This is a genomic window from Alkaliphilus sp. B6464, assembly GCF_018141165.1.
Lineage (GTDB): Bacteria > Bacillota > Clostridia > Peptostreptococcales > Natronincolaceae > Alkaliphilus_B.
The window spans coordinates 1,865,360-1,886,190 of the sequence record NZ_CP058557.1; the positions used below are offsets into that span (position 1 = coordinate 1,865,360).

Below are 20,831 nucleotides of genomic sequence, written 5' to 3' on the forward strand. Positions count from 1 at the left end.
AAATGAGTAAAGAACAAGTAGCAAAAATTGAACTATAACAAGAGTTGTATTTAAATACCTAACTAATCTATATCAAAGTGGCAGGCCTAATACTATTGAACTATAACAAGAGTTGTATTTAAATCATAATATTACTAGATGGTTGGCTAGGTTGTATTTATTGAACTATAACAAGAGTTGTATTTAAATTAATACTGCTCTTGTTTAATAGAACTGTCATCTCGATTGAACTATAACAAGAGTTGTATTTAAATTCGGCTATTATATCTAAGATGTGGTATTTCTTTGATATTGAACTATAACAAGAGTTGTATTTAAATTGGAACAGGTAAAACATATCTGACATCTTGCATAGCATTGAACTATAACAAGAGTTGTATTTAAATGAAATAATAACAGGATTAATATACTCTAACTGTGATAATTGAACTATAACGAGTGATTGAACTATAACAAGAGTTGTATTTAAATAAGAAAACTTATGAATATGTTTTACAAAGAGCCACAAATTGAACTATAACAAGAGTTGTATTTAAATGCTAGTTCATTTAGATCTTCTTGAGCTTCTTGGAATTGAACTATAACAAGAGTTGTATTTAAATATACCAGAACACTTAGATGATGACATAATGTTAAATATTGAACTATAACAAGAGTTGTATTTAAATCTATTTTGGGGTATTGGTCTTGTTACTATTACATTATTGAACTATAACAAGAGTTGTATTTAAATGATATTGCCCCTGTCTGCACTGGATTAGATGCATTATTGAACTATAACAAGAGTTGTATTTAAATTTTCCTTTTTCATCCCTAATGAACTTTCTTGTATAATTGAACTATATATTTATGGAGTGTTCTGAGTAAATTAGATAAGTAGAAAGTACGATTTTCTTTAATTTACGTAGTATTTCGTGTCAATAGATAATCTATCAAGATATTTGCATTAATTCAAAAATATGTAACCCGAGAGTATACTTTACCAATTTGAGATAAAGCGTTTTTAAAAACTACGCTGCTAATTTTTGCTTAGAATAATAATCTTTTTTATACTCTTTTGGAGACTTATATCCTAAAGTTGAATGAAGCCTTCTAGGATTGTAGAATAACTCTATATATTCAACTATTGCTATTCTAGCTTCATTTCTAGTTCTAAATCTACGTCCATATAGCTTATCCTTTTTTAAAGATGCAAAAAAAGATGGTTAGACATGTGAATATCTATTAGATAACATAAAAGGAATTTAATAAATAAAAACAGCCAATAATATAATATGACATACTCCATTAATTATTTTTTAATATATGTTAAATTACAGTTTATAAAGTCAAATAAAATTTAAAAATACAAATAAGGTGATCCTAAACATGAAGAAAGAGGCTTTTTTAAACAGCACCATTAATATAGATTATGTATTAGATAAAATTATAGATATATCTATTTTAGAACAACCTTTTGAGAATGATTTAGTAGAAGCAATTTATATAAACAAAGAGCAGTTTAAAAATCTAGATCAATATAAACTTAAGTATTTATTCAAAAAAATCTTAATGTCACAAAAACCAAGTTTCGGTATTAGGTTATTAGAGGAAGTGAATCTATTAGGAATTTTTATACCAGAGCTTCAAAAATGTGTAGGTTTTAATCAAAGAAATCCTTACCATAATTATGATGTTTTTGATCATATACTTAAGGTTTTAGATAATACACCTTTAGATTTAACACTGCGCTGGGCGGCGTTGCTCCATGATATAGCAAAACCTGCAACATTTTTTCTTGATAAGAATGGAAAAGGAAGATTTTTTGGGCATGATATAAAAGGTGCACAAGTAGCAAGAAAAATTTTGGGTAGATTAGGATATCAAGAAGATTTTATAAAATCTGTGGCTGCACTAATAGAGACCCATATGTCTAGGTATAATATTATGAAGGAAAAAGGTATAAAAAAATTAATAGATAAAGTTGGGGAGGAAAACATAGAAAAGCTATTTCAGCTTCAAAGAGCAGATATTAAAGGTAAAAGAGAACCTTATGATTTTACTAATGTTGAAGTTATAGAGAATATGGCAAAAAAATTTATAAGTAGCAAAGAATAGTGAAATTATTAAGGCATAAAAAACAACATAACTGCTTATCCTATATATTAGCAGGTTGTTAAAATTTAATCTGCAACACATACATCTAATAGGATAGTTAAAACCTGATAGCCTACAGGAGGTGAACCATTAATGGAAAATAACCGTATTACAGTGAAATGTGGAGTTGATACATGTAACTTCTATAAAAACAACTACTGTTATGCTAACTCTATTGAGGTAAATCCTCAAGGAACTGGTAAGTCAAAAACAAGTGATGAGACACAATGTACTACTTTTATACCTGGAAAATAACTAACATATAAACTAAAAAAATATTTTTGTCTAAACAAGTGAAGAAACTACCTGAATAAGGGAACAAACTAAACATCCTCTCATCTAAAAATGTAAGAATTAAAATTTTAGATGAAAGGATGTTTTGTATGAAAAATAATCTACTTAGAAATACAATTATGGCAGGAATATTATGTATAGTTTTAGTAATTCTATTATTTGTACAAGATAAGTTCTTTACACGAGCCCTTGTTTTTAAGACACTTGAACCTAGTAAAACTATAAAGTGATAGGATGAATGGTATATTAATGTATTAAGATTTAAAAAATGAAAAAATTTTCAAAAGTTTTTCTGTTAATTGTTGACAGTTTCGAAATTAGGTGTTATTATACAAGAGTAAGTAATTACAGAATACGAATTTTGGAGGATTTAATTAATGAAAACAGGTATAGTAAAATGGTTTAACAACGAAAAAGGATTTGGATTTATCTCTGTACAAGGAGAAGAAGATGTATTCGTACATTTCTCAGCTATTACAGGAGAAGGTTTCAAAAGCTTAGAAGAAGGTCAAGAAGTACAATTCGAAGTAGTATCAGGAGCTAGAGGACCTCAAGCTGCTAACGTAGCTAGAATATAATAGAATATAAGTAATTAATATTTTATATATATAGACTACAAAAAAAACCCTGATTATATCAGGGTTTTTTTGTTGATAATTTTTTACAAAAACATCAGATAATGTTGACAATAAGAAATGAATTAGTTAGTATTATAATGATAAGCTATAAGTCTATATTTTTTAAACATCCTATGATGATATGGATGTTTTTTTATAGTTTTTTTTATAGTTTAACAAAGTATATTTTGGTATACTATAAAAAACAGGAGTTGAAATAAAAATATTTCTATTACCTATATAGGATTATTACTTAATTAACAATGCTTAAGTTTTACAAAATATAATAAAAGCTAATAGAGGAGGATCATTAATGAGTTCAGAAATTATAAAAAAAGAAAATACTAAAGTGACATTAAAAGTAGTTGTAGAGGCTGCACAATTTGAAGAGGCTATTAATAAAGCTTATAACAGAATGAAATCTAGATTTAATATCCAAGGATTTAGAAAAGGAAAAGCACCAAAAAAGATTGTTGAAAGATATTATGGTGTAGAGATTTTTTATGAAGAAGCTTTTAATATAGCTTTTCCAGCAGCTTACGAGGCAGCTTTAAAAGAGCATAATATTGATCCTGTAGATCATCCAGAAATTGATATTGAAGATATTAAGGCAAATGAAGATGTTATATTTACAGCTGTTGTAGAAGTTATGCCTGAGTTTGAAGTTAAAGACTACAAAGGTATAGAAGTAGAGAAAAAAGAGTATAATGTACAAGAAGAGGATATTCAAAAAGAGCTAGATGCCCTAGTAGAAAAAAATGCTAGAATGATTACCGTAGAAGATAGAGCAGTAAAAGAACAAGACATGGTTATTATCGACTATAAAGGAATGGTTGATGGAGTAGCATTTGAAGGTGGCACTGCTGAAAGACAAAGTCTTACAATTGGATCAGGCCAATTTATACCTGGTTTTGAAGAACAATTAGTTGGTAAAAATATTGGAGATGAAGTAGAAGTAAAGGTAACATTCCCAGAAGAGTATCATGCTGAAGAGTTAGCAGGACAAGAGGCTATTTTTGAGGTAAAAATTCATGAAATTAAAGAAAAAGAACTTCCTGTGTTAGATGATGAATTTGCAAAAGATGCTTCTGAATTCGATACATTAGAGGAATTAAAAAATGATATAAAAAACAACCTAGAAGAAAATGCAAAAAATAGAGCTGAGCAAGATTTAAGAAATAGCGTTATAGGAGCTATAGCTAGCAAGGTTGATATTGAAATACCAAAGGCTGTAATCGAAAGACAAATCGATAATATGCTAGCAGATTTTGACTATCGTCTACAATACCAAGGATTGAACTTAGAGTATTACTTACAATTAACAGGTACTACAGAAGAGAATTTAAGAGATCAAATGAGAGCCGATGCTACTCAAACAGTTAAAAATGAATTAGTACTAGAGGAAATTGGAAAGCAAGAAAATATTGTGGCTACAGACGAAGAATTAAATGAACAATTAGAAAAAATGGCAACACAATATAATCAAGAGTTGGAAAAATTAAAATCTAATTTAAGAGATCAAGATTTAAACTCTATTAAAGAGGGTATTGTTATTAGAAAGACTATTGATTTCTTAGTAGAAAATGCTAAAATAGCTTAATTAAAGATATTAAAGAAATACAGATTGGGAGGAGACAAAATGGCATTAGTTCCTGTTGTTGTAGAACAAACTAATAGAGGAGAAAGATCCTACGATATTTATTCTAGATTATTAAATGAAAGAATTATTTTCTTAAGTGATGAAGTAAATGATGTTACTGCTAGCTTAGTAGTAGCTCAATTACTATTTCTAGAAGGAGAGGATCCAGATAAGGATATCCAAATATATATTAACAGTCCAGGGGGATCAATTACTGCTGGTATGGCTATATATGATACTATGAACTATATTAAGTGTGATGTATCTACTATTTGTATTGGTATGGCTGCAAGTATGGGAGCTTTTCTTTTAGCAGCTGGTAAAAAGGGCAAACGTTTTGCACTTCCAAATGCAGAAATTATGATCCATCAGCCTCTAGGAGGAACAAGAGGTCAGGCAGAAGATATTCGTATTCATGCAGAGCGAATTCTAAAGATGAGAGACACTATAAATAAAATACTAGCTGAAAGAACAGGTCAACCATTAGAGAGAGTACAAAGAGATACAGATAGAGATTTCTTTATGGAGGCAAATGAAGCAAAGGAATATGGTTTAATTGATGAAGTTATTACCGCGAAGAAATAATCGGAATTTGAAAGAGGTGTAAAGATGTCTAGATTTGATGAGAAGAAGCAGCTAAAGTGCTCCTTTTGCGGTAAGTCCCAAGACCAGGTAAGACGACTTATTGCTGGTCCAAATGTTTATATTTGTGATGAATGTATTGAGTTATGCCAAGAGATCATTCAGGAAGAATTTGATGAGAATATAGAAATTGATTTAATGGATTTGCCAAAACCAAACGAAATAAAAGATACATTAGACCAATATGTAATTGGACAGGAACAGGCTAAAAAAGCGTTAGCTGTAGCTGTCTACAATCATTACAAGCGAATCAATGTTGAAGATGCTAAGGGTGAAGATATTGAACTTCAAAAAAGTAATATTTTAATGTTAGGACCTACTGGTTCTGGTAAAACTCTTCTGGCGCAAACATTAGCTAGAATAATAAATGTTCCATTTGCTATTGCAGATGCTACTTCTCTGACAGAAGCTGGATATGTAGGTGAAGATGTTGAAAATATTTTACTTAAACTTATCCAAGCAGCAGACTACGATATCGAAAGAGCAGAAAAAGGTATTATTTATATAGATGAAGTGGATAAGATTGCTCGAAAATCTGAAAATCCTTCTATTACTAGAGATGTAAGTGGAGAAGGTGTGCAACAAGCATTACTTAAAATATTAGAAGGAACAGTAGCGAGTGTACCGCCACAGGGTGGCAGAAAACATCCGCATCAAGAGTTTATTCAAATAGATACTACTAATATTTTATTTATTGTTGGTGGAGCTTTTGATGGTGTAGAGTCAATTATTCAAAAACGTACTGGTAAAAAATCTATGGGCTTTGGTGCAGAAATTGAAAGTAAGCAAGTAATAGATTTAGGAGCTCTACTAAAACAAATTCGGCCTGAAGACCTATTAAAGTTTGGACTTATTCCGGAGTTTGTTGGTAGATTACCAGTAGTGGTAACATTGGACCAATTAGATGAGGAAGCTTTAGTCAAAATTTTGACAGAGCCTAAAAATGCCCTTGCTAAACAGTATAAAAGACTATTTGAAATTGACGGGGTAATATTAGAACTAGAAGATGCAGCCCTTAAGCTAATAGCTAAAAAAGCTATTGAGAGAAAGACTGGTGCCAGAGGATTAAGAGGTATTATAGAAGGTATAATGATGGATATTATGTATGAAATTCCATCTAGAGATGATATTGAGAAGGTTATCATTACAGAAGACACTATTGTTAATGGTAGTGAGCCGACAATTATTTTAAAGACATCGGATAAAACCAATTTAGATAAAAAGAATTCTAAAGAATCTGCATCATAGAAAAATGTCTCAACTTAGGTTGAGACATTTTTAATTTTTGTAAGGTTATAAAAAGATATTGGGTGCACATACTACTAATGAAGAGAAAAGGAAAGGAGGGTTTATTTTGCCCAATGTCTTTTTTTTGGTGCAATTCTTTTTTGCAATAATTATAGGGCTCTATTTTTTGAGTCTATTAAAAAGTCAGCAGGGGAATAAGAGTGCCATAGAAAAAGAATCAAAAAAAGAAATGGATTATTTAAGGGAAATGCGAGAGCGCTCGTTAACAATCCCTTTATCTGAATACACAAGACCAGAATCCTTAGAAGATATAGTGGGACAAGAGGATGGATTAAAAGTATTAAGAGCTGCGCTTTGTAGTTCAAATCCACATCATGTTTTAATCTATGGACCACCTGGAGTAGGCAAGACAGCGGCGGCCAGGGTAGTATTGGAAGAAGCTAAAAAAAGCAAACTATCTCCTTTTAATAGCGACTCTAGGTTTATTGAGATGGATGCTACTACATTACGCTTTGATGAAAGAGGAATAGCAGATCCATTGATGGGATCTGTACACGATCCTATTTATCAAGGTGCTGGTCAAATGGGGCAGGCAGGTATACCTCAGCCAAAGCCTGGAGCAGTAACAAAAGCCCATGGTGGAGTTTTATTTTTAGATGAGATTGGAGAGTTACACCCAGTACAAATGAACAAGCTACTTAAGGTTTTAGAAGATAGAAAGGTTTTTTTAGAAAGCTCATACTATAATTCTCAAGATAAGAATATCCCAGAATATATACATGAAATATTTCAAAAAGGTCTACCAGCAGATTTTAGATTGATTGGTGCAACTACAAAAACATCATCTGATATACCTCCAGCCTTAAGATCTAGATGTGTTGAGATTTATTTTAGACCTCTTTTAGCAGAGGAAATAGGGCTAATTGCCAACAATGCTTGTAAAAAAAGTAATTTAGAGATTGAAGAAAGAGCTATAGAAGAAATAAAAAAATATGCTTCAAACGGTAGAGAAGCGATAAATATGATACAAATAACTGGTGGGTTAGCGCTTACACAGGATAGACGTAAAATTACATTAGAGGATATTCAGTGGGTTGTTGAAAGTGGGTATTATTCCCCTAGACCAGACAAGAAAGTAGGCGAAACACCATCTGTTGGTTATGTCAATGGATTGGCTGTATTTGGACCCCAGATGGGCACAATGATAGAAATAGAAGCATCTGCTATAAAGGTTCCTATTGATGGTAATGGAAGAATTATTGTAACAGGAATTGTAGATGGAGAAGAAACAAATTTACCTGGAAGAACGTTGAAAAGAAAAAGTACAGCTTCAGATTCTGTAGATAATGTATTAACAGTAATTAGAAAGTTTTTAGATGTCAATCCAAGAAACTACGATATTCATTTAAATTTTCCTGGCGGTGTACCAATAGATGGCCCTTCTGCAGGAATTACAATAGCTACTGCAATATATTCTGCTATTGCAGAAAAGGTAGTTGATAATAAAGTTGCTATGACCGGAGAGATATCTATTAGAGGAAATGTAAAGCCTGTTGGAGGAATACCAGCTAAAATAGAAGCAGCAAAGAGGGCCGGCTGCACAAGAGTTTTAATTCCAAAGGATAATTATCAGGATAGGTTTAACGCATTAAATATAGAAGTAATTCCTGTAGAAAACATAAGTGAAGTTATAGAACTAGCTATATACAAAGAAGAAATTAAGGATAAAAATAGAGATGGAAATATATCAGAGACACTTCCTTTTGTTGCGGCTTTAGGAAATGAAAATTTAATTAATAAATAATATAAATAGAGCATAGCACGTTGCAAATGCAACGTACTATGCTCTATTTTAGTCTACTATATAGCATCAGACGAATTTTATAGCAATTCATCTAATCTTTGTTTATCAAAACCAACAATTGCTTCGTCATCTACCATTACTACTGGTACTCCCATAAAGCCTTTAGACATAAGTTCTTTTCTGTATTCCGGACTTTCAGATACGTTTTTTTCGGTATACTCAATACCTTTAGAAGTTAAATAGTCCTTTGTAGTAAAGCAATGTGGGCAAGTATTACTTGTATAAACAATAACTTTTTTATCCATTTATGATATTCCTCCTCGGCTATTTTATAAATAAATGTTTATATTTATTATATACCGTACTAATAGAATAATAAACAATAAATATTAAAGTGAATAGTAGATTAGATAGAAGGTTTATTCTATTTGTATTGTATTATTTTGATATATTTACTTGAATTGGGGTAAAATATTGAAAAAAGATAAGTGAAAGGATATAATATTAATCAACTGCGATAAAATAAAAATGTAAGTTATATATTAAATTAATATACTACACTGCACAATTATAATATAGGACATAGTGAGGAGATGGTAATATGGAATTAAACGAAAATAGTACAACAATACGTAAATTGCCTTTAATCCCTTTACGTGGTATAACTGTTTTTCCATATATGGTACTACATTTTGATGTAGGTAGAGAAGCTTCTATTAATGCTTTAGAGGAGGCAATGGTTAATGATCAGTTGATCTTTTTGGCTTCTCAAAAGGATGCAGAGATAGAAGAGCCTACACCAGATGACTTTTATAATGTAGGTACAATTTCAAAAATAAAGCAGATGCTTAAGCTTCCTGGAGATACTATTAGAGTGCTAGTTGAAGGAATTTCAAGAGCAAAAATAGTTAATATGATGCAAGAAGATCCTTATTTCGTTGTTGAAGTAGAAGAACAAAATCATCAGCGAGAGATAATTAAGGATAAAGAAATTGATGCTTTAATGCGTGGGGTTATGGATTCCTTTGAGAACTACATAGAGGTTAGTAACAAAGTTTCTCCAGAAATTTTAATAAATATATCTGAAATAGATATGCCTGGTAGGCTTGCGGATACTATAGCTTCAAATGTTATATTAAAGCCTGTTGATAGACAAGAGGTATTGGAAGCCTTTGATCCCAAAATTAGATTAGAAACTTTATATCGTATTTTGTTAGAAGAAATAGAAATTTTGGAGATCGAGCAAAATATAAGCAATAGAGTTAAAAAGCAAATTAATAAAGTGCAAAAAGAATATTATTTAAGAGAACAGTTAAAGGCAATACAAAAAGAATTAGGAGAAGATGAAGATTTAGTAGAAGAGGTAGATGAATATAAACAACAACTTGAAAAACTAAAGCTACCTAAAGAAATAAACGAAAAGATTGAAAGGGAAATAGATAGATTAACTAGGCTTTCATCATCTTCTGCTGAAACTGGAGTTATAAGAAATTACATAGATTGGACTTTAAATTTACCTTGGCATAAAGAAACAAAGGACAGGCTTGATTTGAAAAAATCTGCTGAGATTTTAGATGAGGATCATTATGGATTGGAAAAAGTAAAAGAAAGGATATTAGAATACTTAGCTATTCGTCAGCTTTCTAAAACTATGAAAGGTCCAATCCTATGTCTTGTTGGCCCACCAGGGGTTGGTAAAACATCTATTGCAAAGTCAATAGCAAAATCTTTAAACAGAAAGTTTGTAAGAATGTCTCTAGGTGGAGTAAGAGATGAGGCTGAAATTAGAGGTCATAGAAGAACTTACATAGGTGCTATACCTGGTAGAATCATTTCATCTATTAGACAATCAGGAAGTAAAAATCCAGTATTTTTATTTGATGAGATTGATAAATTAGCCAGTGATTTTAGAGGAGATCCTGCCTCTGCGCTACTAGAAGTTTTAGATCCAGAACAAAACCACGATTTTACAGATCATTACTTAGAGCTTCCTTTTAATCTTTCTAAGGTAATGTTTATTACTACTGCTAACAGCTTAGATACTATACCAAGACCTTTGTTAGATCGTATGGAGGTAATTAGAATTGCTGGATATACAGAAGAAGAAAAGCTTAAAATTGCACAAAAATATTTGCTTCCAAAACAAATTAAAGATCATGGATTAAAGCCAGAGAATCTACAGGTTTCTGAAAAAGCTATAAGAGATGTTATTAATTACTATACTAGAGAATCAGGTGTTAGAAATCTTGAAAGACAACTGGCTAATTTATGCCGTAAATCTGCAAAACGTATTGTTGAAGAAAAAATTACAGCTATTCGTATTGCGCCAAATAACCTAAAAAAATATTTAGGTAATCCTATTTATAGATATGAAATGGCAAACTTAAAAGATGAAGTAGGTATTGTAAGGGGTCTTGCTTGGACTCAAGTCGGTGGGGATACTCTATCCATTGAAGTTACTCCTATGAAAGGTGATGGCAAGCTTGTACTTACTGGACAGCTTGGTGACGTTATGAAGGAATCTGCAAGGGCGGGTATAAGTTATATACGCTCAAAAGTGGAGGATTATAAAATAGATCCAGATTTTCATAAAAATTTAGATATACATATTCATATACCAGAGGGAGCTATTCCAAAGGATGGGCCTTCAGCTGGTATAACTATGGCTACTGCTGTAATATCTGCTTTAACTAATATTCCTGTATATAAAGATATTGCAATGACTGGGGAAATTACACTAAGAGGTAGGGTTTTAGCTATAGGTGGAGTTAAAGAAAAGGTGCTTGCAGCTAATAGAGCAGGCATAAAGAAAATTATTTTACCATTAGATAATAAAAGAGATTTAGAAGATATACCAGATAACGTAAAACGTAAGCTCGATTTCGTCTTTGCAGAATATATGGATGAGGTGCTAGAGCATGCATTAAAAAGGGGCGAAACAGATGAAAGTAATTAGTTCGGAAATAGTTATGAGTGCAGTGTCTCCAAAACAATATCCAGAAGATGGAAGACCAGAAATTGCTTTAGCTGGCAGATCAAATGTAGGTAAATCATCTACAATAAATACTATTCTTAATAGAAGAAAGCTTGCTAGGGTAAGTTCTTCGCCTGGAAAGACACGTACTATCAATTTTTATTTAATTAATGAAGAGTTTTATTTAGTGGACCTGCCTGGTTACGGATATGCTAAAGTATCTAAAAATGAAAAGGCAACTTGGGGTAAGATGATGGAAACATATTTAAGCAGCAGACAAAATCTATATGAGGTGGTGCTTCTAGTAGATATTCGTCATGAGCCAACAAATGATGATAAGATGATGTATGACTGGATAAAGCACTACGGATATGGGTCAATAGTTGTTGCTACAAAATCCGACAAAATATCTAAAGGTGCTTACCAAAAGCATTTTAAGGTTATTCGAGAAAAGCTTGGAATGTCTCCAGAAGATAAAATAATACCAATATCTTCTCTCAAAAGAGAAGGAATAGATAAGTTATGGGGTAGTCTAGAGGATCTATTTATGGCTAATGATCTACCTATAACAATGGAAGAAGCTCCAGAGTAGTTAGCTACTCTGAAGCTTCTTTTTATTATCCTTTGATGATAGTACTGTTTTCCAATCTAACTCAGAAACAATCATACCAATCAATATTAAAACACTACCTAAAATAGCACGTCTTGTTAATAGTTCACCAGCTACAAAATATGCAAAAATTGCTGAGAAAACAGGTTCTCCTGAATAAATAAGGGCAGTATGTGTAGGAGATGTAAACTTCTGCATAACATTTTGAATAATAAAAGCTCCCGAAGTACAAAGTACAGAAAGAACAAAAATAGTTACCCATATTTCTGATCCCTTAGGTAATATAGGTTTTTCTGTAGCAAAGCTAAAAAACAAGCTTAATACACCTACTACTCCAATCTGGATTATAGCCATTGCAATAGAGTCGACCTTAACGGTATATTTACCTACTGTAATAATGTGTAATGCAAACATAAGAGCTGAAATCAATGTATATAGGTCCCCAATATTTAGTGCTAGAGAGGAATCTAGTGTTAAGAAACCTAGCCCGATTATGGCAAATACAACACCTATAACTGCAGATTTATGAGGTTTGACCTTCAACAAAAATGCTGACAAAATAGGTACTATAACTACGGAAAAACCAGTAATAAATCCGGATTTAGATGCACTAGTGTAATTAAGACCTACTGTTTGAAAAGCATAGCTTGTAAATAAAACAGCACCTATTAATATACCATATTTTATAGTATCTTTATCTAAATTAATTAGATTTTTATAAAATATAATTGCAGATATAAGTGCTGCTAATAAAAAACGTATAGCTAAAAAATTATAAGTCGATAAATGATCTAAAGAATTTTTAGATAGAACAAAAGAAGATCCCCAAATTACTGTAACTGCCAGTAATGATAGATCTGCCTTTAATTGCTTTGACATTTACACATACCCCTCTCTTAAGCAAATAGATTAGTAAAATATCCCTCTTATAATTGTACAATATTTTTCGAATAATAGAAATCCTTCTTTTTACTTAGCAACTAAGATTTAAGTAGAAAAACCTACTATTAATTATATTATTTTCATTGATCCTGTTTCTAAGTAGCGACTATGCCAGGAAAGTGCTTCCTCTAATATATGAGGAGTATGTTTAAATTTTCTATTTTCAGCTCGATTAAAGTAGTCAAGTAGCATAGGTCTATAGTCAGGATGTGAGCAGTTATTAATGATAAGCTTTGCTCTTTCTTTGGGACTTAAGCCTCTTAAGTCTGCAGTTCCTTGTTCCGTTATAATAATCATAACATCATGCTCAGTATGATCAGTATGGGAAACAAAAGGAACTATAGAAGAAATAGTACCATTTTTTGCTGTGGATGGTGTGGTAAATATTGATATGTAAGAGTTTCTGCTAAAGTCCCCAGAACCACCTATACCGTTCATCATTTGAGAGCCCATAATATTAGTGGAGTTTACATTTCCATAAATATCTGCTTCTATGGCGGTATTCATTGCAATAACCCCTAATCTTCTTATTATCTCTGGGTGGTTACTAATTTCTTGGGGGCGTAATATAATTTTATCTTTATAAAAATCAATTTTATCTTTAAATCTTTTTAACCCTTCTTCGGATGGTGTAATAGCTGTACCTGATATATGTAGTGCTTTTCCAGCATCAAGTAGATCTAGCATAGAATCTTGAATAACCTCTGTATAACATACAAGATTGTTAAATTTAGAATGTAATAATCCTCCTAAGACCGCATTAGCAACATTTCCGACACCAGATTGTAAAGGCAATAAGTTTTCTGATAGTCTACCTTTTTTTACTTCATTTTCTAAGAAATCTATTAGATGTCCTGAAATTTGGTTAGAAATGTCATCTATTGGTGCTAGGGGTTTAACATTGTCTTCAATATCAGTTATAACAATTGCAGCAATTTTTTCTATATTACAAGGAATGTAAGTTGTACCTATTCTTTGACTAGCATTAGTCAGACCTATAGGTTTTCTGTTTGGAGGTGCTTCAGGAATATATATATCAGACATACCTTCTAACTCAAGGGGTTGGCTTGTATTAATTTCAATTATTACCTTTTCTGCTAAATCTATAAAGGTAGGTGAACAACCTATAGATGTAGAAGGTATAATATACCCCTCTTTTGTTATGGCCACAGCTTCTACAATAGCTATATCTATCTTTCCTAAAAAACCATAGTTGGCATATTGAGATACATGACTTAGGTGCATATCTAAATATTCGCAGCCCCCATTATTTGTATAGTCTCTCATACTATTATTAGTTTGATAAGGTAACCGCTTGCTAATAATTTCTGATCTTGCTAAAGTACCATCTAACTCGTCGCCTACAGAGGCTCCAGTGTACAATTTGATTTTTATTTTTTCCTTTGTTTCTTCTGCTATTTGTGCTAATGCCAAAGGTACAGCTTTGGGATATCCAGAAGGTGTAAATCCGCTGGTAGCTACAGTCATACCATCTTTTATTAACATAGCAGCTTCTGTAGCTGAAACAACTTTGTTCATAAGGTTATAGTTTCTAATTCTACCTGTTATCATATAGTTTCCTCCTAAAATTTTATATACTAAAATGGCATATTATGCAGGATTATTGTAAAAATAACTATTCCTAGCAGTGCAAATGGATATATTGCTCCATAGCCTTTTGCAGGATCATCGCTACCCACAGCATCTATAGCTGCTCCTAATCCAGGGGTAGATGTTCCGCAAATAGCCCCAGATAACATAACCCAGTTAATTTTAAATATATATTTTCCAACAATTAGTCCAGTAAGCATTGCAGTGGTTTTTACAACTATTGATACTATAGCTAATATAGCGCCTGAACCTGTTAAAGCACTAAAAACCTCAGACCCATATCTCAAACCTACAATTGCCAGAAAGAAAGCTAGGGATAATTGTCTTATAATAGCTAACAATTTATTATTCATTCGGAAATTTAAAAATCCTATTTTACCTATATATCCAAGCAATAGGGAAGCTATTAATACACCTCCAGTAATCCCTAAGCTAAAGTTACCTAGAGGACCTAAAGATACTTTAATACTTCCTAAGGTAAATCCAGTAAGGCAGACTATTATAAAAGCGGTTAAATCAAATTCTACCTCTTGAATTACATTTTCATTAGAATATTTTTGTAATTCCTCTATTTCTTTTATAAATAATTTTTTTTCATTATTTATATCAATGTTAAAAAGTCTTGGAAATAAATTAACGGCAATAATAACAATCATTACACCAAAAGGGTAGGCTACGGCGTGGCCAATTCCAATTCCTGCTTCAGCAATTTTTATTAATTCCTGTTTTTGGTCATCTGTTAAACTAGCAGTATTTTCAGTTGTCAGATTTCCTGATGGATCTAATAATTTAAGTAGCTCTGTTTTTTTCTGTGAATTTAATGTTTCGTATTGATTTGCCCAATCGGATGCATGACTATTTGCAGTTTCTATGGCAGCAGCAAGTCCTGGAGAGCTAGTTAAAGCTCCTGTATATACACCAGATACTTCATAAGGATTTGAGCTAGAACTTAGTAAGGTAACACCATAGGTAGCAATAGCACCCGATAATGTCATTAAAAACCCTAATACAATAAATTTCCATCCATATTTTTTAAATACTACCCCCATATCTTTAGCAGCTAATAGTCCTACAGATGCTATAAATAAAATTAAAAATATATTAAAAAAATCCTGAGAAATAACATTTGTTTCTATTAAAGATTTTGCTGCCTTATATCCATAATTTTCTGTATTTAATTGTTTTGCATAATCAACTACTAACCATCCTACAATCAACCCTAAAAATAATGTTCCAGATACGCCAAATCTAAATTTACCAAATTTTATCTGTCCAAATAACATACCTAAAAACACTGCAATAAACATAAGTATAAACGGATTAAGTATCCACGAAATACTATCAAAGCTCACTAATATTCCTCCCTATTTATTTAGTAGTCAATGGCTTCAAAACTACCGTTAAAATTATTTGTGTTTTATGCTCTTAGGTGTCAAAAACATAAAAAACCTTTTTCCCTAAGGAAAAAGGTTATAGACAACACACAATATTAATTAAAGGATATTAATTTATTAATTTCCCTTAATGCATGGCCCATAACACCTCCTTATCCTCGTAAGTTATTGCGGTATTGTTCTTTATGGCAGGTCTCCTGGCTTAGAATCATAACACATCTAATACCTTCCCATTTTTTACAAAACAGTGGCATAGTTATAGATGTACTCCTCTTTACAGTGGCGGGACCGCGTCGGATTTTAACCGAACTTCCCTTTTAAGCTGTTAATTTAATTAAAACAGCACCATAAATCTATGTATTTACTTTTTCACAGTTATTGTATCAGACAATCTATATATAGGCAATATCTTTATTCGTGTGTTGAAATTAGTATCTAGCTATAAATAATAAAGGAAGGACAATTGTCCTTCCTTTATTATTTATATTTTATGTATTTTTAATTATTCTTCTGGCTCAAACATATCTTTGCTAACGCCACAAACTGGACATACCCAATCCTCTGGGATATCTTCAAAAGCTGTTCCTGGAGCTACTCCTCCATCAGGATCTCCTAACTCTGGATCATAAACATAGCCACATGGTATACATACATATTTCATAATTACATGTCTCCTCTCTCTTAAAATGATATTTAATTTAATTATGTATTTCAACATTACCATTATACCCAATAATATGCAACAGTAAACAAAAAAAGAATATAAATTAGCTAGTATAGTTGTTCCAAAGATGTAACTACTTTTAGTATTATTAATAAAATGTAATTAACTCAATCATTTAATTTGAGAGGAGAAAAAGTTATGGATAAAAGATTTCCGGTTTATATTAGTACAATGAAATTAACAATGCCAAGATTAGAAGTGTATTATCCAGTAGTAAGTGGATTAGATAATATAAATGTACAGAAAAAAATAAATAGTAACATATTAAACTTAGTCTATCAAATGATAAAGGATCAAGGATATTATGAAAATCCACAGACTACAATTACAGGTTATTATGAAATTAAGACAAATGAGAGAGGTATACTAAGTATTGCATTAACCAATTATGCCTTCTCTGGAGGAGCCCATGGATTAACAATTATGAAATCACTTACTTTTGATGTGGAGACAGGAAAACTATATTCCTTAAAGGATTTATTTAAAGATGGCAGTAATTATGTAGATGTGTTATCAGCAATTATTGAAGAACAGATAGGAGAAAGAGATATTCCGCTAATAACAAAATTCGATAAAATTAGACCAGATCAAGATTTTTATATAGCGGATAAAGCCTTAGTTATATATTTTCAACTTTATGATTTAGAGCCATATGCATATGGCTTTCCGCAATTTCCTATATCGGTTTATGAAATTCAAGATATAATAAAAGAAGATGGGCCTTTAGGACAAATGCTATACTAGCATATATTAAAAAAATGTATAAACTAAAAGATGCTAATAGGCATCTTTTTGTGCGACGGGCAGTCGCATGGGGTGCTAAGTCAGTTAGCACCCTTCATATCTTTAATGGACAGAGACGTCATTTCGATGAAACGACTGGCAGAAGTTAATAGATGTTGAATCCCAGATGGTGAAAGTCCATCCCCGAGGAGACTGACCTAGCTCGGGAAGCTTAATCTAGGGCATTATCGTGAGGTATTGTCTGAAGGAGATGCGGATAATCGAGAGACCCGTAGGCGAAACAATAGACCCTAATACAATAAGTGTGAAGCACGGCGGCGGGTTAAGTTGGCGACTTTGCGAAAAATGAGGAAGCCCACTAAAAGACATTTCTTTTAGACGTCAGACCAAGGAAATGTGACTTAAAACGTGATGGTGCAGGGTATGTTGTGAAGGGAAATGCGATAACCCCGTGAGGTCTCCATCTTTCCAAACAGGTAGGGTTCTAGTCTATAAGGGTAATCCGAAGTGACAAAGAACAGATGGAGAAGTCAGACGTTCTCATAGTACGGAAGTAGTTTGATGACCATAACATCAAATGAACGGAAGGGGAGCGACCTATGGCTCCAAGTCATGAATTGGATGTAATGCTAACAATCATGTTACCGTGGTAAAACCGTTTAAAAGTACATCAAGGAAAGGCGTGGAATAATAAATGAATCAAGAGTGGAAATTCAAGTTACATAGTGTATATGGACAACTGTTGTTTGATCGTAAATTAACCCAAAGCTTTGAGCAAGTAAAGGCGAATAAAGGCGCTGGTGGAATAGATGGTCAAACAATAGAAAGTTATGAGGCTAAATTAGAAGAAAACATCATGGAACTGCTAAATAATCTTAAGACAAAAACTTACCAAGCTCAACCAGTTAGAAGAGTATACATTCCAAAGAAAAATGAAAAGAAACGTTCATTGGGTATTCCAACTATAGAGGACCGAATTGTTCAGCAAAGTGTAGTAAATGTACTTCAACCAATATTTGAAGATAAACTTTTTCATAACTGGTCCGTAGGATATAGACCTAATCGCGGAGTCGAAAGGGCACTGCAAATAATCCTATGGAATATTGAACAAGGATATAACTATATATATGACTGCGACATAAAAGGATTCTTTGATAATATTTCTCATAAGAAGCTCATAACAGTTCTAAAGAAATATGTATCCGATCGGACAATATTAGGAACAATTGATCAATGGCTTAAAGCAGGATTCTTGGAAGAAGGAAAACTCATACATTCTGACTACGGGACACCGCAAGGCGGGGTAATTTCACCACTTCTTGCCAATGTATATCTAAATGAATTAGACTGGGAATGGGATTTACATGGTATAAGATTTGTTCGCTATGCTGATGACTGTGCGCCACGAAGGCGTGTCCAAGTAGCGTAGCTACTTGAAGACAGCTATGCTGTGCAGATGATGGCGGTAGGCCCGCCGAAATCGCCATACAGGTGGAGGTTTCAAACTACCTTAAGGTGCTGTGGTCAAAAGCCATGGTATTGAGCGTTAAGGAAAAGGCAGTATCTAAACTGTCAAGTGCGTATTAAGGAGATGAACGAGCAAGTGAACCACTTACGAAAATGTCGAAAGCGTAGAGATTCCATCAAAACCAGGGGGTTGTCGTTAATCTGGGATAAGTCTAGGGGAAACCTGTTTACTGCCTAGATGGTGGGCGGCATAAAGGTGGCATGAACTTAATACAGGCGTCTGTACGGAACGTGGGAACCCACGGACTGATGTCAAGGGAGTATATCAAGCGGAAGAACCGCAAGATAAGAGTACCAATGCAGTCATGGGGGCAGATTGGGTTGTAGTAGTGAGGAAGTTTCTGTAATGGGAATGGAGTGAAGAACCCGAGTTATTCAGTTTCAAGAATAAGTCAACTTTGAAAGGAGGAGGAGCTTATGCAAGAAACAAAGCCATATAATATTTCAAAATGGAAAGTGAAAGAAGCCTACGAAAAGGTGAAAGCAAACAAGGGAACATACGGAGTCGATGAACAATCAATTGAAGATTTTGAGAAGAATCTAAATAATAATCTATACAAAATCTGGAATAGGATGTCATCAGGGAGTTACTTCCCCAAACCTGTAAGGGCAGTAGCAATACCTAAGAAAAATGGAGGGACTCGTATCTTAGGAATACCAACAGTAGAAGATAGGGTTGCACAAATGGTGGCTAAAATGTACTTTGAACCCTGTGTAGAACCAATATTCTATGAGGATTCCTATGGATATAGACCGAATAAATCAGCGATACAAGCATTGGAGATCACAAGAGAAAGATGTTGGAGAAAAGATTGGGTGTTAGAATTTGATATTAAAGGTCTTTTCGATAATATACGGCATGATTACCTAATAGAAATGGTAAGTCGGCATACAGAAGAAGCATGGATAATTATGTATATTAAACGCTGGCTGGTTGTACCATTTCAAATGGAGGATGGAACAGTCATCGAAAGAACTTCTGGTACACCACAAGGTGGGGTAATCAGTCCAGTACTCTCAAACTTGTTTCTACACTATGTATTTGATGACTTTATGACAAAACAGTTTCCAACAATACCTTGGGCAAGATACGCAGATGATGGAATAGCACATTGCGTATCTTTAAAGCAGGCGAAGTATCTTCAACGAAGATTAGAAGAGCGATTTCTGATGTTTGGACTTGGATTGAACTTAGAAAAGACAAGAACCGTGTATTGTAAAGATGAAGACCGAAAGGGGAATCATGAATATACATCTTTTGACTTTTTAGGGTATACATTCAGACCAAGACATGCAAAGAATAAGTATGGAAAATTCTTTACAAACTTTCTTCCAGCTATTGGCGAGAAAGCAAAGAAATCTATACGGAAAGAAGTCCGAAGTTGGAAATTGCAACTGAAACCTGACAAAGATTTATGGGATATAGCAAATATGTTCAATAGTAAGATACAGGGTTGGATTAATTATTACACGCATTTCTACAAATCAGAGATATACGATGTATTAAGGTATATCAATGGATGTCTTGTTAACTGGGTTCGTAGAAAATATAAGAAGCGAGGGTCAAGGCGACGTGCTGAGTATTGGCTTGGTATAATAGCAAGGCGTGATAAGAATCTGTTTGCACACTGGAGGTTTGGAATATTACCATCGGCTGGATAATGGGAGCCGTATGAGCTGAGAGGTTCACGTACGGTTCTGAGAGGGACTTAAGGGGAGGTTCCTTAGGTCTACTCACTTTTTACTGTTTGCTAAATCAAAAGAAGCTATTGAAAGGGCAGAAGCTCTAACTAAAGAAAAGTTAGATGAATTAGAATTAGAAGTCTCAAAAGAGAAAACAAAAATAGTTAACTTTCAAGAAGAAGATTTCGACTTCTTAGGATTTACTTTTCATCATTGGAGGCCAGGAAAAAAGGGTAATAATC

General features: G+C 32.9%; 18 protein-coding genes, 1 pseudogene, 1 CRISPR repeat array and 1 riboswitch (1 of these 21 cut by a window edge). Of the genes and pseudogenes, 13 read left to right on the forward strand and 6 right to left on the reverse strand.

Features of this window, described 5'->3' with window-relative positions:
- Positions 1-798: a CRISPR direct-repeat array (repeat unit 30 nt; unit sequence ATTGAACTATAACAAGAGTTGTATTTAAAT) (it extends 8,358 nt beyond the left edge of the window).
- A 212-nt stretch (positions 799-1,010) separates the two neighbouring features.
- Positions 1,011-1,142: pseudogene (locus tag HYG84_RS09030) on the reverse strand (IS3 family transposase); the annotation flags it as partial.
- Between the two features lie 226 nt (positions 1,143-1,368).
- On the opposite strand from HYG84_RS09030, the gene HYG84_RS09035 reads away from it, so the two are divergent.
- The 8 genes from HYG84_RS09035 to lonB all read left to right on the forward strand — a co-directional run bounded on the left by HYG84_RS09035 (position 1,369) and on the right by lonB (position 8,380).
- On the forward strand, positions 1,369-2,097 hold the full coding sequence (locus HYG84_RS09035) for an HD domain-containing protein (protein ID WP_212376018.1): 729 nt from the start codon (positions 1,369-1,371) through the stop codon (positions 2,095-2,097).
- Positions 2,098-2,229: 132 nt separating this feature from the next.
- Positions 2,230-2,391, forward strand: a complete 162-nt coding sequence (locus HYG84_RS09040) for a DUF1540 domain-containing protein (RefSeq protein ID WP_212376021.1) — start codon at positions 2,230-2,232, stop codon at positions 2,389-2,391.
- A 128-nt stretch (positions 2,392-2,519) separates the two neighbouring features.
- On the forward strand, positions 2,520-2,660 hold the full coding sequence (locus HYG84_RS09045) for a hypothetical protein (RefSeq protein WP_212376023.1): 141 nt from the start codon (positions 2,520-2,522) through the stop codon (positions 2,658-2,660).
- A gap of 147 nt (positions 2,661-2,807) precedes the next feature.
- Positions 2,808-3,008 (forward strand): cold-shock protein, encoded by a 201-nt coding sequence (locus HYG84_RS09050; RefSeq protein WP_212376026.1) that lies wholly within the window; start codon positions 2,808-2,810, stop codon positions 3,006-3,008.
- 352 nt (positions 3,009-3,360) lie between these two features.
- Positions 3,361-4,647, forward strand: coding sequence for a trigger factor (gene tig / locus HYG84_RS09055; RefSeq protein ID WP_212376028.1), 1,287 nt, complete (start codon positions 3,361-3,363; stop codon positions 4,645-4,647).
- Between the two features lie 39 nt (positions 4,648-4,686).
- On the forward strand, positions 4,687-5,271 hold the full coding sequence (gene clpP / locus HYG84_RS09060) for an ATP-dependent Clp endopeptidase proteolytic subunit ClpP (RefSeq protein ID WP_212376030.1): 585 nt from the start codon (positions 4,687-4,689) through the stop codon (positions 5,269-5,271).
- A gap of 24 nt (positions 5,272-5,295) precedes the next feature.
- The gene (gene clpX, locus HYG84_RS09065) at positions 5,296-6,576 is read left to right on the forward strand and encodes an ATP-dependent Clp protease ATP-binding subunit ClpX (RefSeq protein ID WP_212376033.1); all 1,281 of its coding nucleotides are present in this window, start codon (positions 5,296-5,298) and stop codon (positions 6,574-6,576) included.
- Positions 6,577-6,742: 166 nt separating this feature from the next.
- Positions 6,743-8,380, forward strand: a complete 1,638-nt coding sequence (lonB, locus tag HYG84_RS09070) for an ATP-dependent protease LonB (RefSeq protein WP_334301079.1) — start codon at positions 6,743-6,745, stop codon at positions 8,378-8,380.
- A gap of 77 nt (positions 8,381-8,457) precedes the next feature.
- Here lonB and HYG84_RS09075 read toward each other — a convergent pair whose 3' ends face one another.
- Positions 8,458-8,685 (reverse strand): glutaredoxin family protein, encoded by a 228-nt coding sequence (locus HYG84_RS09075; protein WP_212376038.1) that lies wholly within the window; start codon positions 8,683-8,685, stop codon positions 8,458-8,460.
- A gap of 296 nt (positions 8,686-8,981) precedes the next feature.
- On the opposite strand from HYG84_RS09075, the gene lon reads away from it, so the two are divergent.
- On the forward strand, positions 8,982-11,336 hold the full coding sequence (gene lon, locus HYG84_RS09080; RefSeq protein ID WP_212376040.1) for an endopeptidase La: 2,355 nt from the start codon (positions 8,982-8,984) through the stop codon (positions 11,334-11,336).
- Positions 11,323-11,946, forward strand: a complete 624-nt coding sequence (gene yihA / locus HYG84_RS09085; RefSeq protein ID WP_212376043.1) for a ribosome biogenesis GTP-binding protein YihA/YsxC — start codon at positions 11,323-11,325, stop codon at positions 11,944-11,946. Before lon ends, yihA begins: the two co-directional genes overlap by 14 nt.
- Here yihA and HYG84_RS09090 read toward each other — a convergent pair whose 3' ends face one another.
- The 4 genes from HYG84_RS09090 to rd form a co-directional block, all read right to left on the reverse strand.
- Entirely contained in the window at positions 11,947-12,843 is an 897-nt protein-coding gene (locus HYG84_RS09090; RefSeq protein WP_212376046.1) for a DMT family transporter, read from the reverse strand.
- Between the two features lie 132 nt (positions 12,844-12,975).
- A complete protein-coding gene (locus HYG84_RS09095) occupies positions 12,976-14,478 on the reverse strand; it encodes an acetyl-CoA hydrolase/transferase family protein (RefSeq protein ID WP_212376050.1) in 1,503 nt (500 codons plus the stop codon).
- 26 nt (positions 14,479-14,504) lie between these two features.
- A complete protein-coding gene (locus tag HYG84_RS09100; RefSeq protein WP_249168571.1) occupies positions 14,505-15,869 on the reverse strand; it encodes a hypothetical protein in 1,365 nt (454 codons plus the stop codon).
- Positions 15,870-16,081: 212 nt separating this feature from the next.
- A riboswitch (cobalamin riboswitch) is annotated at positions 16,082-16,276 on the reverse strand.
- 137 nt (positions 16,277-16,413) lie between these two features.
- Complete coding sequence (gene rd, locus HYG84_RS09105) at positions 16,414-16,575, reverse strand: rubredoxin (RefSeq protein ID WP_256442592.1); 162 nt, start codon at positions 16,573-16,575, stop codon at positions 16,414-16,416.
- 198 nt (positions 16,576-16,773) lie between these two features.
- Here rd and HYG84_RS09110 point away from each other — a divergent pair, with 198 nt between their 5' ends.
- The 3 genes from HYG84_RS09110 (at position 16,774) to ltrA (ending at position 20,568) form a co-directional block, all read left to right on the forward strand.
- Positions 16,774-17,379 (forward strand): DUF3298 and DUF4163 domain-containing protein, encoded by a 606-nt coding sequence (locus tag HYG84_RS09110; RefSeq protein ID WP_212376055.1) that lies wholly within the window; start codon positions 16,774-16,776, stop codon positions 17,377-17,379.
- Between the two features lie 694 nt (positions 17,380-18,073).
- Positions 18,074-18,808 carry a reverse transcriptase domain-containing protein gene (locus HYG84_RS09115; protein ID WP_212376056.1) on the forward strand — a complete coding sequence of 245 codons (735 nt, stop codon included), beginning with the start codon at positions 18,074-18,076 and terminating at the stop codon, positions 18,806-18,808.
- A 515-nt stretch (positions 18,809-19,323) separates the two neighbouring features.
- The gene (ltrA, locus tag HYG84_RS09120; RefSeq protein ID WP_212376060.1) at positions 19,324-20,568 is read left to right on the forward strand and encodes a group II intron reverse transcriptase/maturase; all 1,245 of its coding nucleotides are present in this window, start codon (positions 19,324-19,326) and stop codon (positions 20,566-20,568) included.
- Positions 20,569-20,831 lie beyond the last annotated feature (263 nt).

Excerpts from the sequence above, each read along its gene's own strand:
- yihA (WP_212376043.1), top strand. The coding sequence starts at position 11,323 with ATGAAAGTAATTAGTTCGGAAATAGTTATGAGTGCAGTGTCTCCAAAA.
- HYG84_RS09110 (WP_212376055.1), top strand. The coding sequence starts at position 16,774 with ATGGATAAAAGATTTCCGGTTTATATTAGTACAATGAAATTAACAATG.
- HYG84_RS09035 (WP_212376018.1), top strand. The coding sequence starts at position 1,369 with ATGAAGAAAGAGGCTTTTTTAAACAGCACCATTAATATAGATTATGTA.
- HYG84_RS09075 (WP_212376038.1), bottom strand. The coding sequence starts at position 8,685 with ATGGATAAAAAAGTTATTGTTTATACAAGTAATACTTGCCCACATTGC.
- HYG84_RS09040 (WP_212376021.1), top strand. The coding sequence starts at position 2,230 with ATGGAAAATAACCGTATTACAGTGAAATGTGGAGTTGATACATGTAAC.
- clpP (WP_212376030.1), top strand. The coding sequence starts at position 4,687 with ATGGCATTAGTTCCTGTTGTTGTAGAACAAACTAATAGAGGAGAAAGA.
- HYG84_RS09090 (WP_212376046.1), bottom strand. The coding sequence starts at position 12,843 with ATGTCAAAGCAATTAAAGGCAGATCTATCATTACTGGCAGTTACAGTA.
- lon (WP_212376040.1), top strand. The coding sequence starts at position 8,982 with ATGGAATTAAACGAAAATAGTACAACAATACGTAAATTGCCTTTAATC.
- HYG84_RS09045 (WP_212376023.1), top strand. The coding sequence starts at position 2,520 with ATGAAAAATAATCTACTTAGAAATACAATTATGGCAGGAATATTATGT.
- HYG84_RS09095 (WP_212376050.1), bottom strand. The coding sequence starts at position 14,478 with ATGATAACAGGTAGAATTAGAAACTATAACCTTATGAACAAAGTTGTT.
- ltrA (WP_212376060.1), top strand. The coding sequence starts at position 19,324 with ATGCAAGAAACAAAGCCATATAATATTTCAAAATGGAAAGTGAAAGAA.
- tig (WP_212376028.1), top strand. The coding sequence starts at position 3,361 with ATGAGTTCAGAAATTATAAAAAAAGAAAATACTAAAGTGACATTAAAA.
- HYG84_RS09050 (WP_212376026.1), top strand. The coding sequence starts at position 2,808 with ATGAAAACAGGTATAGTAAAATGGTTTAACAACGAAAAAGGATTTGGA.
- HYG84_RS09115 (WP_212376056.1), top strand. The coding sequence starts at position 18,074 with ATGAATCAAGAGTGGAAATTCAAGTTACATAGTGTATATGGACAACTG.
- clpX (WP_212376033.1), top strand. The coding sequence starts at position 5,296 with ATGTCTAGATTTGATGAGAAGAAGCAGCTAAAGTGCTCCTTTTGCGGT.